This window comes from Nocardioides sp. 616, from assembly GCF_002930065.1.
Lineage (GTDB): Bacteria > Actinomycetota > Actinomycetes > Propionibacteriales > Nocardioidaceae > Nocardioides > Nocardioides houyundeii.
In genome coordinates this window covers 51,238-66,295 of record NZ_POAG01000023.1, presented here as the reverse complement: position 1 = coordinate 66,295, position 15,058 = coordinate 51,238, and the positions used below count along the sequence as shown (strand labels likewise).

General features: G+C 71.2%; 15 protein-coding genes. 3 read left to right on the top strand and 12 right to left on the bottom strand.

Annotated features, from left to right (window positions below):
- Positions 1-36 precede the first annotated feature (36 nt).
- Positions 37-252 carry a DUF3107 domain-containing protein gene (locus tag C5H89_RS16460; protein WP_104108064.1) on the top strand — a complete coding sequence of 72 codons (216 nt, stop codon included), beginning with the start codon at positions 37-39 and terminating at the stop codon, positions 250-252.
- Positions 253-283: 31 nt separating this feature from the next.
- On the opposite strand, the gene C5H89_RS16455 is transcribed toward C5H89_RS16460, so the two are convergent.
- Positions 284-985, bottom strand: a complete 702-nt coding sequence (locus C5H89_RS16455; RefSeq protein WP_101525016.1) for a ferritin-like fold-containing protein — start codon at positions 983-985, stop codon at positions 284-286.
- Between the two features lie 247 nt (positions 986-1,232).
- On the opposite strand from C5H89_RS16455, the gene C5H89_RS16450 reads away from it, so the two are divergent.
- Positions 1,233-2,657, top strand: a complete 1,425-nt coding sequence (locus tag C5H89_RS16450) for a DEAD/DEAH box helicase (protein ID WP_240181925.1) — start codon at positions 1,233-1,235, stop codon at positions 2,655-2,657.
- 49 nt (positions 2,658-2,706) lie between these two features.
- Here C5H89_RS16450 and C5H89_RS16445 read toward each other — a convergent pair whose 3' ends face one another.
- A complete protein-coding gene (locus C5H89_RS16445) occupies positions 2,707-3,522 on the bottom strand; it encodes a ParA family protein (RefSeq protein WP_104108063.1) in 816 nt (271 codons plus the stop codon).
- A gap of 61 nt (positions 3,523-3,583) precedes the next feature.
- Between C5H89_RS16445 and C5H89_RS16440 the strand changes: the two genes are divergently transcribed.
- Positions 3,584-4,363 (top strand): SDR family oxidoreductase, encoded by a 780-nt coding sequence (locus C5H89_RS16440; RefSeq protein WP_104108062.1) that lies wholly within the window; start codon positions 3,584-3,586, stop codon positions 4,361-4,363.
- A 21-nt stretch (positions 4,364-4,384) separates the two neighbouring features.
- Here the strand turns inward: C5H89_RS16440 and C5H89_RS16435 are convergent, their stop codons facing one another.
- The 10 genes from C5H89_RS16435 to C5H89_RS16395 form a co-directional block, all read right to left on the bottom strand.
- Entirely contained in the window at positions 4,385-5,263 is an 879-nt protein-coding gene (locus tag C5H89_RS16435; RefSeq protein WP_104108061.1) for a PHP domain-containing protein, read from the bottom strand.
- A gap of 27 nt (positions 5,264-5,290) precedes the next feature.
- Complete coding sequence (locus tag C5H89_RS16430) at positions 5,291-6,325, bottom strand: MaoC family dehydratase (RefSeq protein WP_104108060.1); 1,035 nt, start codon at positions 6,323-6,325, stop codon at positions 5,291-5,293.
- 66 nt (positions 6,326-6,391) lie between these two features.
- Positions 6,392-6,562, bottom strand: coding sequence for a DUF5302 domain-containing protein (locus tag C5H89_RS19010; RefSeq protein ID WP_158648038.1), 171 nt, complete (start codon positions 6,560-6,562; stop codon positions 6,392-6,394).
- Between the two features lie 119 nt (positions 6,563-6,681).
- Positions 6,682-7,875 carry an acyl-CoA dehydrogenase family protein gene (locus C5H89_RS16425; protein ID WP_104108059.1) on the bottom strand — a complete coding sequence of 398 codons (1,194 nt, stop codon included), beginning with the start codon at positions 7,873-7,875 and terminating at the stop codon, positions 6,682-6,684.
- Between the two features lie 22 nt (positions 7,876-7,897).
- Entirely contained in the window at positions 7,898-10,183 is a 2,286-nt protein-coding gene (locus C5H89_RS16420) for a hypothetical protein (RefSeq protein WP_104108058.1), read from the bottom strand.
- A complete protein-coding gene (locus C5H89_RS16415; RefSeq protein ID WP_104108135.1) occupies positions 10,180-11,208 on the bottom strand; it encodes a glycosyltransferase family 2 protein in 1,029 nt (342 codons plus the stop codon). The genes C5H89_RS16420 and C5H89_RS16415 overlap by 4 nt, the downstream gene beginning before the upstream one ends.
- 26 nt (positions 11,209-11,234) lie before the next feature.
- Positions 11,235-11,435: a hypothetical protein gene (locus C5H89_RS16410; protein WP_104108057.1), complete on the bottom strand. Its 201-nt coding sequence runs from the start codon at positions 11,433-11,435 to the stop codon at positions 11,235-11,237.
- Entirely contained in the window at positions 11,432-12,748 is a 1,317-nt protein-coding gene (locus tag C5H89_RS16405; RefSeq protein ID WP_162799428.1) for a DUF6752 domain-containing protein, read from the bottom strand. The genes C5H89_RS16410 and C5H89_RS16405 overlap by 4 nt, the downstream gene beginning before the upstream one ends.
- Positions 12,741-14,345 (bottom strand): hypothetical protein, encoded by a 1,605-nt coding sequence (locus tag C5H89_RS16400; RefSeq protein WP_104108055.1) that lies wholly within the window; start codon positions 14,343-14,345, stop codon positions 12,741-12,743. The genes C5H89_RS16405 and C5H89_RS16400 overlap by 8 nt, the downstream gene beginning before the upstream one ends.
- A gap of 41 nt (positions 14,346-14,386) precedes the next feature.
- The coding region (locus tag C5H89_RS16395; protein ID WP_205305086.1) for an endonuclease/exonuclease/phosphatase family protein at positions 14,387-15,058 on the bottom strand (672 nt) is incomplete at its 5' end.

The following is a 15,058-nucleotide window of genomic DNA, read 5'->3' as shown; positions in this document are numbered from 1 at the left end:
CGGACCCACCCCAGCGACCACCTAAGGAGGCCTCACATGGAGGTCAAGATCGGCATTCAGCACGCGCCCCGCGAGATCGTCATCGACGTGGACCTCACCCACGACCAGGTCGAGAGCCTGGTCGAGGACGCGGTCAAGGGCGGCACCCTCTCGCTGGTCGACGCCAAGGGTCGTCGCGCCCTGGTGCCCGGTGACCAGATCGCCTACGTGGAGCTCGGTGGCGGCGTCGCCGGCACCGTCGGCTTCCGGTAGGCCCCGCGGCGTACGACGTCCGCCGTCCGGCTCAGGAGTCGAGCCCCAGCTCGGCCATCCGGGCGGCGTGACGCTCCGTCAGCCGGGTGAACATGCGCCCGATGGCCGCGAGGTCCAGGCCCGGGCGGTCCACTCCCCCCGCCAGCAGCGCCGACATCGCGTCCCGCTCCGCCGCCACCCGCTGGCCCTGGGTGAGCGCCTCTCCCATCAGGCGCCGTCCCCACAGCGCCAGACGACCCCCGAGCCGGTGGTCGTGGGCGATCGCCGCCCGCACCCGGTCGATGACGAACTGCGAGTGCCCGGCGTCGGCCAGGGAGTCGGTGATCAGGTCCCGGGTCTCGGGGTCCAGGTAGGCGGCGATCTCGCGGTAGAAGTCGGCGGCCAGACCGTCCCCCACGTAGGCCTTGATCAACCCCTCGTACCAGTCCGAGGGCCGGGTGTGGGCGTGGAAGTCGTCGATGGGCCGCCGGAAGGGCTCCATCGCGACGTACGGGTCGGTGCCCAGCTCCGCCACCCGTTCCTGCAGCCGCGCCAGGTGGCCGAACTCCACCGCGGCCATCGACGAGAGCGCGACCTTGTCCACCAGGCTCGGGGCCATCCGGGCGTCCTCCGCGAGGCGCTCGAACGCCGACAGCTCGCCGTACGCGATGGCTCCCAGCAGGTCGACGACGGCCTCACGGTAGTCCGGGTCCGCGAAAGCACCCTGCGAGGCGCCGGGCTGGGATTCAGTCATGGCGGAACCCTACCGATAGACTCGAGCCATCCGCGCGCGCCCAGCGCGCGACAGCGAACGGCCACGAGTGCCGCTCGCCGGCATGTGCGCGGCAGACCGCATCGTCGAGTCCGCCGCAAGTGCAAGGACGTCCCCGACGAAAGCGAAACCCCCTGTGACCACCACCTTCCGAGACCTGGGCGTGCTGCCCGGGATCTGCGACGCGCTGGAGCGCGCCGGCATCACCACCCCCTTCGCCATCCAGGAGATGACCCTCTCGGTCGCCCTGATGGGCACCGATCTCATCGGCCAGGCCCGCACGGGCACCGGCAAGACCCTCGCTTTCGGCATCCCGGTGCTGCAGCGCAGCGTGTCGCCTCTCGACCCCGCCTACGAGGACATGCCCCAGGGCAAGCCGCAGGCGCTGATCGTGGCCCCCACCCGTGAGCTGGCCCTGCAGGTCTCCAACGACCTCCACCTGGCCAGCAAGGACGTCGGCCTGCGGGTGCTGACGGTGTACGGCGGGGTCGGCTACGACACCCAGCTCGAGGCTCTGGAGTCCGGGGTCGACATCGTCGTCGGCACCCCCGGCCGCCTGATCGACCTCGCCAACCGCCGGGCCCTCGACCTCTCCCGCGTCCACGCGCTGGTGCTGGACGAGGCCGACGAGATGCTGGACCTGGGCTTCCTGCCCGACGTGGAGCGTCTGCTGTCGATGACGCCGGAGACCCGCCAGACGATGCTGTTCTCGGCAACCATGCCGGCCGCCATCGTCTCCCTGGCGCGCACCCACATGCGGCACCCGATGAACATCCGCGCCGAGTCCTCCTACGACACCACGATGGTGCCGGCGACCGCGCAGTTCATCTACCAGGCCCACGACCTCGACAAGCCCGAGATCATCGGGCGGGTGCTGCAGGCCGAGGACGCGGACAAGATCATCGTCTTCACCCGTACCAAGCGCCAGGCCCAGCGGGTCGCCGACGACCTCGCGGAGCGCGGCTTCGCCGCCAGCCCGCTGCACGGCGACATGGCCCAGATCGCCCGCGAGAAGGCGCTGACCAAGTTCCGCGAGAACAAGATCCGGGTGCTGGTCGCCACGGACGTGGCCGCCCGCGGGATCGACGTGGCCGGCGTCTCCCACGTCATCAACTACACCTGCCCCGAGGACGACAAGACCTACGTGCACCGGATCGGCCGCACCGGCCGGGCCGGCGCCACGGGCACCGCGATCACCTTCGTCGACTGGGCGGACCTGCACCGCTGGAAGATGATCAACAAGACGCTCGACCTGCCGTTCGACTCCCCGCAGGAGACCTACTCCACCTCCGAGCACCTGTTCCACGACCAGGGCATCGCCCCGGGCACGAAGGGCCGCATCGTGGACCCCGCGCCCGTGGAGCGTCCGGCGCGGCAGAGCCGTGACGGGGGCCGTGACGGGGGCCGCGAGGAGCGCCGCGAGCGGGCACCTCGCAACCGGGACCGCAGTCGCTCCCGCACCCGCAGCGGGGCTCCGGTCGCCGAGGGCGCCGACGCCGCGTCCGGTGCCGACAAGCCCGAGTCGTCCGCCTCGGCTGCCACCACGACCGAGGAGACCGCCAAGGCGCCGCGCAGCCGCAGCCGCAACCGGCGTCGGGGACGCTCGAGCGGCGAGGGCTCCGGCGAGGCCGTGAGCACCGAGAGCGCTTCCTGAGTCCAGCCTCCACCCCGGGTCGTCGGTCTCGGCCGACGACCGGGGCAGGTCAGTGGCTGCCGCTCTCGGGGACTGCTGCGGCGGGGGCGCCGTTCCGCGCCGCCCGCGCCACCAGGTTGGCCGCCACCTGGCGGTAGGCGGTGGCCCCCTTGCTGGACCGTGACGTGGCCAGGATCGAGCGGCCGGCCGCGGGCGCCTCGGCGAACTTGATCGTCTTGGGGATCGGCGGCTCGATCACGTCCAGGTCGTAGGTCTCCGAGATGGTCTCCAGCACCGTCCGGGCGTGGTTCGTACGACCGTCGTACATCGTGGGCAGCACCCCCCAGACCGACAGCGTGCGGTTGGCGAACCGGCGTACGTCGTGCACCGTGTCGAGCAGCTGCCCCACACCGCGGTGCGAGAGCGTCTCGCACTGCAGCGGTACGACGACGCCGTCTGCCGCGGTCAGTGCGGCGACGGTCAGCACGCCCAACGACGGCGGGCAGTCCAGCAGCACCCAGTCGTAGTCCGCCCCCGACTCCGCCAGGTCCTGGAGCATCGAGGTGATCACGTGCTCACGCCCGGTGCGGGTGAGCAGGTCGGCCTCGGCGCGCGCGAGCTCGATCGTCGCGGGCATCAGGTCGGGGCCGTCCGGCGTCTGAAGCACGACCTCGCCGGCGACCGCCCGCTGGGTCAGGACGTGGTGCACCGAGACCTGCAGGTCCTCGGGGTCGATGCCCAGCGAGAACGTGAGACACGCCTGGGGGTCGAGATCGACGAGCAGGACCCGGTGGCCCAGCTCGGCCAGCGCGGCACCGATGGAGGCCACCGACGTGGTCTTGGCGACCCCGCCCTTCTGGTTCGCAACCGCAAGTGTCGTCGTCATGGCAGCACCATCATGCCCGAATCGTTTGCACAGCGGGGTGCGACACCGCGATGCTGCCCCCATGGACAATCGCCCCACGACGACCCGCACCGCCCTGGTCACGGGTCCCACCGCCGGAATCGGCCGCTCCTTCGCCCACCAGCTCGCCGCCCGCGGCCACGACCTGGTGCTGGTCGCGCGCGACGTCGCGCGACTGGAGGAGGAGGCTGCCACGCTGCGCGAGCGCCACGGGGTCCAGGTCGAGGTGCTCGTGGCCGACCTCGCGGACCGCGCACAGCTGGCCCGGGTCGAGGCCCGGGTCGCGGACCGTGACCGTCCGGTGGACCTGCTGGTCAACAACGCCGGTTTCGGGCTCAAGGGCCGGTTCGCCGACAACGACGTGGAGTCCGAGCAGGCGATGATCGACGTGATGGTCACCGCGGTGATGCGGCTGACCCACGCCGCCGTCGGCGCCATGGCCGAGCGGGGTCGTGGCGGGATCATCAACGTCTCCAGCGTGGCCGCGTTCCTGCCGCGCGGGACCTACTCCGCGGCCAAGGCCTGGGTGAACTCCTTCGGGGAGTGGGCGGCCAACGAGTACCGCCCGCAAGGAGTGCGCGTGACGACCCTGTGCCCCGGGTTCACCAAGACCGAGTTCCACCAGCGGATGGACGTCAGCCGGGGCTCCGCGCCGCAGTTCCTGTGGCTCGACGCCGACGACCTGGTGCGCAAGGCGCTGGCGGACCACGACAGGGGGCGGATCTTCTCCATCCCGGGCGCCCAGTACAAGGTGATCACCACGATGACCAAGCTGGTGCCGACCCGGGCGCTGCAGAGCCTGCAGTCCCTGGGCCGCAAGTAGCCCCGGGCAGCACCGCGCGCCTCAGGCGACCACCAGGTCGGGGACGGCCCGCCCGGAGCGCGCGGCAGCCTCCTCGGCTGCCGCCAGCAGCCGCTCGTACTCGTGCGGGTCCGTGGTGTTGCAGCCCAGCTCGTGGCCGACCTTGCCCAGCCCGTGGTGGTCGCTGGAGCCGGTGACCACCAGGTCGTGATGGCGCGCGACGGCTCGCAGCTCGTGCCGCACCGGCCTCGGGTGGTCCTCGTGGTCGACCTCGATCCCGGTCAGGCCGAGTGCTCGGAGCTCACCGAGGGTCGCCGCGTCCAGCACCTGCCGGGCGCTGCGGCCCCACGGGTGCGCCAGGACGCTGACTCCGCCGGCGTCGGCCACCACGGTGATCATGTCCACCAGGTCCGCGGCCGTGCGGTCCACGTAGGCCGGCCGGCCGGGGTTCAGGAACCGGTCGAAGGCCTCCCGCCGGTCGCGCACCACCCCCTTGGTCACCAGGGCGTCGGCCAGGTGCGGCCGGCCGGTGGCCGCGGTGCGGCCGGACGCGCTGGCCACCTCCTCCTCGGTGAGGTCGACGCCGAGAGCCGAGAGGCGTTCCAGGATCGCCGGCACTCGGGAGGCTCGTCCCGCCAGGACCGCGAGCAGCCGACTATGCAGGGCGGGATGGGTCGGGTCGGGGAGGTAGGCCAGGAGGTGCACCCCCCGTCCCCGGTGCACGGTGCTGATCTCGATCCCACGCACCAGAGTCAGGCCGACCTCTCGGGCCGCCCGCGCGGCCTCGTCCCAGCTGTCGGTCGTGTCGTGGTCGGTGATGGCCAGCACGTCCAGGCCCGAGGCCGCAGCGGCCCGGACGAGCTCGGCGGGGCGCTGGGTGCCGTCACTGACGCTCGAGTGGGCGTGGAGGTCGATGCGCACAGAGAGAGGCTAGTTCCCGGTTCCGGCTCAGCGAGGCACGAGGGCCCAGTAGTCCAGGTCGAGCAGCACGCCGGGGGCGTACTTGCCGTCCTCGCCGCGCAGCACCATCGCCTCGTCCCGGTCCTTGGTCGCCACCAGGCGCAGCCGCAGGGCGCCCACGCCCGGCGCGGAGGTCTCGCCCTTGTCGAGCACCTCGGACCAGGCGTAGACGGTGTCACCGCCGAACGCCGGCGCCACGTGGGAGCCGGCGTTGATCGCCGCCACCAGCTGGGCGTTGGCGAGACCGTTGAAGGACAGCGCACGAGCCATCGAGATCACGTGGCCGCCGTAGACCAGGCGCCTGCCGTCGGGCCGGGCCTGGGTGTTGAAGTGCACCTTCGCGGTGTTCTGCCACAGCCGCGTGGCCATCATGTGCTCGGCGTCGCTGAGGGTGACACCGTCGACGTGGTCGATCTTCTCCCCCACCGCGTAGTCGTCGTAGCGGTGCGGCTCCCCGGCCGCGGCGAAGTCGTAGCCGGAGAAGTTCAGGCCGTCCGGCACCACCAGCTCATCGACCCTCAGGTGGCTGGCCAGCTCGGGCACCACCGTCGTCGGCGCCGGTGCCTCGGGGTCGCGCTTGTGGACCATCACCCACCGGGCCCAGTCGATGGCGACCTCGCCACGCTGGTTGACCGCGGTGGAGCGGACCCACACCACGCCGGTGCGCCCGTTGGAGTTCTCCTTCAGGCCGATGACCTCCGACCGGGTGCTGAGCGTGTCCCCGGGCACCACCGGGGTGTGGAACCGGCACTCGGAGTAGCCGAGGTTGGCGACCGCGTTGAGGGAGACGTCAGGGACGGTCTTGCCGAAGGCGATGTGGAAGCCGACCAGCTCCTCGACGGGCGCCGGGTCGAGGCCGCAGGACGCGGCGAACCGGGCCGAGGACGGCAGCGCGAACCGCGTGGGGTAGAGCGACCCGTACAGGGCACGGTCGCCCTCGGTGACCGTACGGGGCGTCGCGTGCTCGATGACCTGCCCGAGGGTGAAGTCCTCGAAGAAGTTGCCGGGGTTCGTCTTCGTCATGGCGACACATGATGCCCTGTCCGCCCCCGGGGTCCTCACGGCACCCCGGGGGGCGGACAGTGGGGGTCAGGCGCCGCCGCCACCAGCCTTGCGACGGTGCATCTTCGGGCCGGTGCCGGTGACCTCCGAGCCGTGGGCCTTCTCCTTGACGGGACCGTCCTGGTGGACCCCCCGCTCCACGCCGTTCTTCTTGTCCAGCGCCTCGCGCATCTTGGCCTTCAGGTCGTCGTTGTTCATCTCAGCTCCGTCTCCGCTCGCGCTTCGTCCATCGCTCGCTGTGTGGCATCCACTCTGTCACGGACGACGAACGCCCGTCACCGGAGTATCGGTGACGGGCGTCCGCGAGGCGGGCTGGATCAGCGCAGCTTGTACTCCTTGAGCATGCTGCGGCCGATGATCATCTTCTGGATGTCGGAGGTGCCCTCACCGATGAGCATGAAGGCAGCCTCGCGGTAGAGGCGCTCGATCTCGTACTCCTTGGAGTAGCCGTAGCCACCGTGGATCCGGAACGAGTCCTGGACGACCTCGTTGCAGTACTCCGAGGCGACCATCTTGGCCATGCCGGCCTCGACGTCGTTGCGCTGGCCCGAGTCCTTCTTGCGGGCGGCCTTGACCATCATCGCGTGGGCGGTGTCGACCTTGGTCGCCATCTCCGCGATGCGGAAGAGGATGGCCTGGTGCTCGGCGATCGGCTTGCCGAAGGTCTCGCGCTGCTGGGCGTAGGCGACGCCGAGCTCGAAGGCCCGGTTGGCGATGCCGCAGGCGCGGGCAGCGACGTTGACCCGGCCCACCTCGACCCCGTCCATCATCTGGTAGAAGCCCTTGCCCGGCTCGCCACCCAGGATCTGGTCCGCGGAGATCTTGTGGCCCTCGAACACCATCTCGGTGGTGTCGATCCCCTTGTAGCCCATCTTGTCGATCTTGCCGGGGACGGTGACGCCCTGGGCGGTCTCGCCGAAGCCCGGCTCCTTCTCGACCAGGAACGTGGTCATGTTCTTGTAGACCGAGTCGGCACCCTCGTCGGTCTTGACCAGCACCGCCACCAGGGTCGAGGACCCGCCGTTGGTCAGCCACATCTTCTGGCCGGTGATCTCGTAGCCCTCATCGGTCTTCGTGGCCTTGGTCGAGATGGCGGCCACGTCGGAGCCCAGGGACGGCTCCGACATCGAGAAAGCACCGCGCACCTCGCCGGTCGCCATCCGCGGGAGGTACTTGCGCTTCTGCTCCTCGGTGCCGTGCTTCATCAGCATGTAGGCCACGATGAAGTGGGTGTTGATGACACCGGAGACGCTCATCCAGCCGCGCGCGATCTCCTCCACGCACAGCGCGTAGGTGAGCAGCGACTCACCCAGGCCGTCGTACTCCTCGGGGATCATCAGCCCGAAGATGCCGAGCTCCTTGAGCCCCTCGACGATCTCGGTGGGGTACTCGTCTGCGTGCTCGAGCTCGGTGGCGACCGGGAGGATCTTGTCCTCCACGAACGTGCGCACCGCCTTGAGGATCTCGGCCTGGTCCTCAGTGAGGTCGTCGGTCTGACACAGGCGGGGCATGAGGACTCCTAGATCGGTGCGGTCAGTGGGAAGCGGGGGTGTCGACCTGCCGGTCGTCGCGCAGATCGTACCCAGCGCCCCTGGGCCGCCGGCGCCCCAGCCACGGCACGAGACCGAGGAGCAGGGCCAGCACCGTGCCCACCGCCGCCGACGCGACGCCCACCGTCAGACCCGGTGGGCGGTAGGAGAGCTCCACCTCGCCGACCGAGCCCGGCGGCAGCGTGACGGTCAGCAGACCGGTGCGGCCGTGTCCCACCGGCAGCGCACGGCCGTCCAGCTCAGCCTCCCACCCCGGCCAGCCGAGCATCGCGAAGACCAGACTGCCGCCGTCCTCGGCGTCGACCTCCACCCGCTGGTGCAGGGCGTCCACGGTGGTGGCGTCGCGCACCCGCACCCCGTTCGAGGCCCAGCTGAGCTCGGAGTCCGGCCACGGCGGCTCCCCCTCGCGGTGCAGCACGATGCGGTCCTTGGTCCGCGACTCCTCCACCCAGCCCGGCGTGGGCTGCACGCCCTTGGCGATCCGCGGCTGCACCACCACGGTCTCCAGCTTCATCAGGTCGGCCATGGACGGCATCCCGCCACCCTGGGCACGCCACAGGTTGCGGTAGCCGCAGGGCTGGGTCAGGCCGTCGTACTCCATGCAGAAGTACTTGGTGAAGGGCAGGAAGCCCATGCCCGTGTAGTTGTTCACCGCCTCCACCCCGGCCGGGTGGTACATGCTGCCGGGCAGGTAGTCGGCCCACGCGTCCTCGAGGGCGTCGAGGCGGCCCTGACGCTGGAGCGGCTTGAGGTCTGCGAACTGCATGGTGCGGCCCTCCAGCTCACCGAAGTCGTCCTGGAGCGCCGCGACGTCGCTGGGCACGTGCCACACCCTGGAGCTGGCGTTCTCCCCGAAGACCCCCACCTGGAGCACCAGCACGGCGCCCACCCCGGCGACGGCCACCGCGGCCACCGCCAGGTCGCGGCGCACCACCAGGTGGGCGGCGAGCAGCAGGGCGGTGAGGACCAGCAGGGCCGCGGCTCCCAGGGCGGTCCGGCGCAGGGCCGCGGGGTCCTGGGCCCAGGTGAGGTACGACGTCATCAGCACCAGGGCGGCGGAGCCGGCCACCCGGGCCTTGCGGTGCGAGGTCGCCAGGCCCTGCGACATGGCGACGGCGAGCGCCACCAGCACCGCGAGGTAGAAGTACTCCACCACCCGCAGCGGCCAGCGGAACAGCCACAGCTTGCTCGGACCCAGCGCCATCGCCAGGTAGAGACCGGCCACCAGGCCCAGCCCGGTGAACTCCCGCCAGCGTCCTGCCAGCGCCCGATAGCGCAGCCAGGGCAGCAGCGGCAGGACGAACCAGGCCAGGTAGGTGGCCGGCACCTGCATGGGACCGGTGATGGCCCGGATCGGCGGGACCAGGGTGGGCGAGCTCAGGCCCAGGAGGTCACCGGCCGCGGGGCGGAGCTTGCCGCTGTTCTCGAACAGGGCTCCCGTGGACCGCACCGCCAGGTCCGCCGAGGCGAGCAGCGGCAGGTAGACCAGCGGCAGGAAGGCGGCGACGCACAGGCCCACCCCCAGCACCCGGGCCAGGCCGCGCCAGGCCCGGGACACCGCGGCCTCGCAGACCAGGGCCGCACCGATGACCACCACCGCGAGCGTCCCGTAGGGGTTGCCGTGGGTCACGGCCAGCACCCCGACCAGGAAGGCCAGCAGCGGGTTGCCCACTCCGCGCAGGGTGCGGCGCAGCGTCACCCAGACCCACGGCGCGTAGGCGAACGCCATCAGCCCCGAGGGCCAGGACCCGGCGTCCCAGAACAGGGTGAAACCCGAGAAGGGCAGGGCGACCGCCACGGTCGCCGCGGCCCAGGGAGCGGCCTGGTACTCGCGAGCCAGCAGGTAGCTGCCCAGTGCCAGCGCCACCATCACCGTGGCCTTGACCACCAGGGTCGAGACGGCGAGGTCCGGGCCCAGGCTCACCCCCACCCAGACCAGGACGTTGAGCGGGTTGTAGGTGCCGAAGAGCCCTTCGGCGACGTAGTTGCCGCCGGCCCAGGACGTCGGGTCCAGCCAGACCGGCCACTGGCCCTCGCGGACCAGCTCGCCGAGGCGGAACCAGGTGGGCGCGAACTGCGCGGCGGTGTCCCCGCGCTGGTAGAACCGCGGCTCCAGCAGGTACGGGACCACGCTGTAGGCCGCGGTCACCACGCAGACCGCCAGCGCCCACCAGCGACCCCCGGGGGCGCGCTCGGATGTGCGCTCGGGTGCGGGTTCGGAGGCGTGTCGGGGCGCGCTGCCGGTCGTGAGGTCCTGCTGGGTGCTCACGCCTGCCCGCTCCGGCCGTGGGCAGCCAGGTCCTGCTGCTCGAGCTCGTGCGCGGCTCCGAGCACCGCGGTGACGGGGGTGTCGTCGGGGCCGTTGCTGCTCTCCTTGAGCAGGAACAGCGGGCGTCTCTTGGTCTCGGCGTAGATCCTGCCCAGGTACTCACCGATGACACCGAGGATGATCAGCTGCACGCCGCCGAACCCGGTGACCACGCAGATGGTGGTGACGTAGCCGGGCACCGCGTTGCCGTGCCAGACCGCGTCGAGCAGCACCCAGGCGGCGTAGCCGACCGCGACCACGGTCACCAGCAGGCCCAGCCAGATCGACATCCGCAGCGGGCGGTAGTTGAACGAGACGACCCCGTCGATGCCGTAGTTGAACAGGTCCCGGAGCCGCCACTTCGTCGCGCCGGCCTCCCGCGAGACGTTCTCGTAGTCCACCACCGCGGTGGGGAACCCGATCCAGGCGAAGAGGCCCTTGGAGAACCGGTTGGTCTCCCCCAGGGCCAGCAGCGCTCGGACGGCCATCCGGTCCAGCACCCGGAAGTCGCCCACCCCGTCCTGGAGCTCGACGTCGACGAGCCGGTTCATCAGCTTGTAGTAGATCCGCGAGAGCCACGTGCGTACGGCGGGGTCGTTGGTCCGTGTCCGGCGCGCCACCACCTGGGAGTACTCCCCGTCCAGCAGGGGGAGCATCTGCGCGAGCAGGTGCGGAGGGTGCTGCAGGTCGGCGTCCATGATGGCCACCCGGTCGCCGCGGGCCTGGCTGAGCCCCGCGAGCATCGCGGACTCCTTGCCGAAGTTGCGGCTCAGCGCGAGGTAGCGGAACCGGGGCCGGGTGGCTGCCACCTCCCGGAGCAGCGCCAGGGTGCTGTCCCGGCTGCCGTCGTCGACGAGGATGACCTCGTAGCTGTCGGTGATCTCACCGAGCTCGGCCTCGAGGACCTCCACCAGCCTGGGGAGGGAGTCCTCCTCGTTGTAGCAGGGGATGACCACGGACAGGTCAAGGCGTGTTGGGGCCACCATGGCGGTCATGCTCCCACATCGAGGAGTCAGGACTGGTCGCGGCGGTGCTGCTTCTCCAGCAGATTGATCACCGCACGCTCGACCCGGTCCACCTGTTCGGCCAGCAGTGCCTCCAGGTGGCGGTTCTCCGCCATGGCGACCTCGAGCCGACCGAGCTGCTGCTCCACGCCCTCGAACTCGCGGACCCCGGCCACGTCGGCCAGGCGCTCCCGCGGCGAGCCGCTCACAGCGACCTCTGGCGGAACTCTCGCACCGCGCTCATCGTCAGCTCCCCGTCGCGCAGGTCGGCAGGGAGCAGGAGCTCCTCCACCAGGTCTGTCAGGGTGGCCACCCGCAGGTGCAGGGCGCGCGAGGCATGGACCTGCCCCTCCAGCTCCGCGATCCGCGCCTCGAGCTCCGCGACCCGGCGATCCCGCACCGGCGCCGCAGCCCGGCGCAGCGTGGCGCCGACCATGCCCCGGGCGGCCGCGAGGCCGCGTGGTCGCGCGACGGGCCGGACACCAGGCTCCTTGGCACCGCGGGGATCGGAGCCGGCGTCCCGCGCCCAGACCAGGAGGTCGGCCAGGGCCAGCACCGCGGCCTCGAGCAGCTCCTCCTCCGTCACGTCGTTCGGGAGGCGTGCGGGAGGGGCTTGGGGCCGGAGGTCCTCGAGGTCGCCGTGCACCCGGTAGCCCGCGGCCCGGATGGCGGTGATCGCCTCCTCCGCCTGCTCCCTCGCCAGCTCCTGGTGCTCGGGGGTGAGCCCGATGGGCTCGTGGCCGATCCCGGCCAGCACCTGGTGCGCCAGCACGTCCCTGATCCACAACGAGCGTTGACGACCCGCCTGGACGCGACCGTCGAGAGCCTTGTTGACCCGACGCAGCAGCTCGGCCTCCACCAGGCCGAGCGACTCGTTGACGCGGGTCACCGCGAGGTCGAGACCGCTCGTCTCGGACAGCCCGCAGGCCTGGGCGAAGCGCCGCCACAGCTCGCTGTTGTCCCGGCTGTGGCTGGGCACGGTGATCACGTGCACCTGGTCGGGGGGCAGGTCCACACCCCAGCGCGCCGCGACGTTGGCGGGCTGCATGGTGCGCCAGCCCCACTCGCTCTCCGGGGCGCTCTCGGCCGGGGGCTGCCAACGCTCGAGCGGGCGGATGAGCCCGAACTTCAGCTGCTCCTGCCACGCCGAGGGGATGGACTTGCCCAGGTCACGCGCGGTGACCAGGACGTGCACCTGCAGCCCTTCCAGGGCGCCGAGCGCGACGCGGGCCTGCTCGATCGAGGCCCCCGCGAAGAGCTCGTAGCTGAGGATCGCGGCGGGCCCGCGCCAAGCCCGGATCTGGGCCACCAACCGGTCCCAGGAGCCGCGCGCCGACTCGGGGAGCCGGTCCAGCCGCGGGTCCTCCCGGACCACCATCGAGGCATGGATCGCCTCCAGGCGCGGTCCCACCACCAGGGTCCCGGCTTCGGCGAGGCGGGCGGAGTTGGTCTCCAGCACCTGCTGCAAGAAGGTCGTCCCCGACTTGGGGCCTCCCACGTGGAGGTACACAACCTCAGTCATCGTTCGCCTGTTCTGTCGTGGGGATCTGTTCCGCAGCGGAGGCGGGAGTGGGCCACTCCACCACCATGCGCCACCTGGTCGGGGACCCCGACCGCACCGAGCGTGCGGCCGCGGTGAAGTTCTCGCGCAGCACCACCGTGCCGCCGGCCGCCCGGGCGGCCACCTCGACCTCCGCGGGGTCCAGGGGGAGCACCCGAGGGATGCCCCGCTCACTGTGGAGCCTGCGGCACTCGGCCCGGGAGCGGCTCATGCCCTCCAGGTAGACCTGCCCGCCGGGGCGCAGCGCCATGGAGGTGAAGCGCCAGAACGCCTCTCGCACCGGTTCCTCCACAGACTCCAGCAGCCGGCGTGCGCAGACCACCCGGGGGCCCGAGGCACGCGCCGCCACGGCCCCGGAGGTCAGGACGTCGCGCAGGTCCAGCAGGTTGAGGTTGCGCCGGGACGCGCCCTCGGGCAGCGCCTCGATCGGCCGGCCCCCGGCAGCCCCTCGCCCCGGGTGCGCGAAGTCGTAGGCCAGCGCCCGGTATCCCTCGGCGGCGTAGTGCCGGACATCGGCGAGCGACCCCGATCCGATGTCCAGCACGCGGGGCCGACCCTCGAGCTGCCCCGTCACCCAACGGGCGAACGAGGATCCCGAGGAGTCGTGCTTCGCGGCGGCCGCGGTGTTGACCGAGGCCCAGTCCCGACGGTGGGTCATCAGGGACCCGAACCAGTCGTGGAAACGCTCGGTCGTCTCGCTGTCGGGCTGGTGCCGGAACGAGGGATCGGGAACCTTCCAACCGGGACCGTAGGAGACGGTCAGCATCTGGTCGGGGTCCGCCGGAGCCGGCATCAGCCTGCCTTCGAACTCAAGCTGCCGAAGGGGCATGATCGCGGACCGCGGCACCGGCGCCCGCACCGTGGCGGTCTCGTACAGCAGGTCTCCCACGTAGAAGCAGGTGTAGATGTCGATCCCGTCCATGCCGCCGTCCGGCGCCTCGTAGACGACGGTGATGAAGCTGGCCGACTTGTGCTTGACCTGGATCCCGGCATCGGTCAGCGCGCGGGCGATCGACCACAGCTCGGCGATCATCTCCGCGGGAGTCGCGCGCTCGGACAGGAAGCACAGGTCGATGTCGCTGTCGTGGCCGATGACGGCGCCGGAGCGAGCGGCCCCCAGCAGCGTGCCGAAGGAGATCCAGCCGTCGATGCCGCAGTCACGGCGCATCACCTCGAGGACCTGCTCGGCCTTCTGGGTCATCATCTCGACGGCGCCACCGGCCCGTCGTACCTCGAAGGGCCGCTGCTGCAGGCCCCACTTGTCGATGATGATCTGCGTGCCGTGGCGGTCCACCAGCTCGACCCGCCCCGTCCCGGAGCCGAAGCTGACCTCGCCGTCGAAGAGCTGCTCGCCCTCGTGGGTCACCGAGACCTGGGAGACCCCGTCGAGCCAGGGACGCAGCCGCTTGGGCCAGGGCACCACGAAGGGCTCCTCGGAGACCCGGTCGATGGCTGCGGACCAGCCGCGCCAACCGTCGAAGTGCACGTCGACCGATCCTGGGAACGCGCCGACCACCTCGAGGCCGTCGTCATCGACCCTGCACACCCGCGGCTTCATTCAAGCCTCCTAGTGCCGAGTCGCGTGGAACTCGGCAGACCCTACTGCACGGAGAACTTGCTGGAGATCACCGCATGGTCGGTCGCCCGGCGAATCCGGTTGGACTGGTCGATGGCGGTCCCGCTGAAGGTCCCCCGGGAGCCGAACACCCAGTCGACGCGCATGTTCTTGGGCGGCTTGCACGAGCCGTTGTGGGTGCCTCCCTGGGCAGCCTCGAGGGTGGTGCTCCCCACCACCTTGCAGAACGCGTCACGGTGCTCGTTGAAGTCACCGGTCAGCATGATCGGCAGGCCGTCGGCATCGAGCTGCTTGATCGCCGCGACGATGATGTTCAGCGCCTTCTTGCGGTCGTCCTCCATCTTTCCCGGCGACAGGTGCACGTTCATCATGTAGACCTCCGCGCCACTGGCGCGGTTGCGGAGACGGACCAGCGCCTGCGGCCGGGACTGGCGCATGAACGGCATCGAGATCGTGCTGCCCCAGACGAACTCCCAGTCCGCCTCGCGCCACATGATCGACTGTGTCGCACCGGCGTAGCCCATGGTGTTGCCGGGGTAGAACGAGTAGGCGCCCTGGGTGGCGACGTCGAAGGAGGTCACCTGGTCGGGCTGGATCTCCTGGGTCCCGATCAGGGACGCGTCGCGAGCCGAGATCACCTGCTTGGCCCACTCGGCCCGCACCCGGCCGGGCGCGAACGCGGGGCGTCCGCCGGT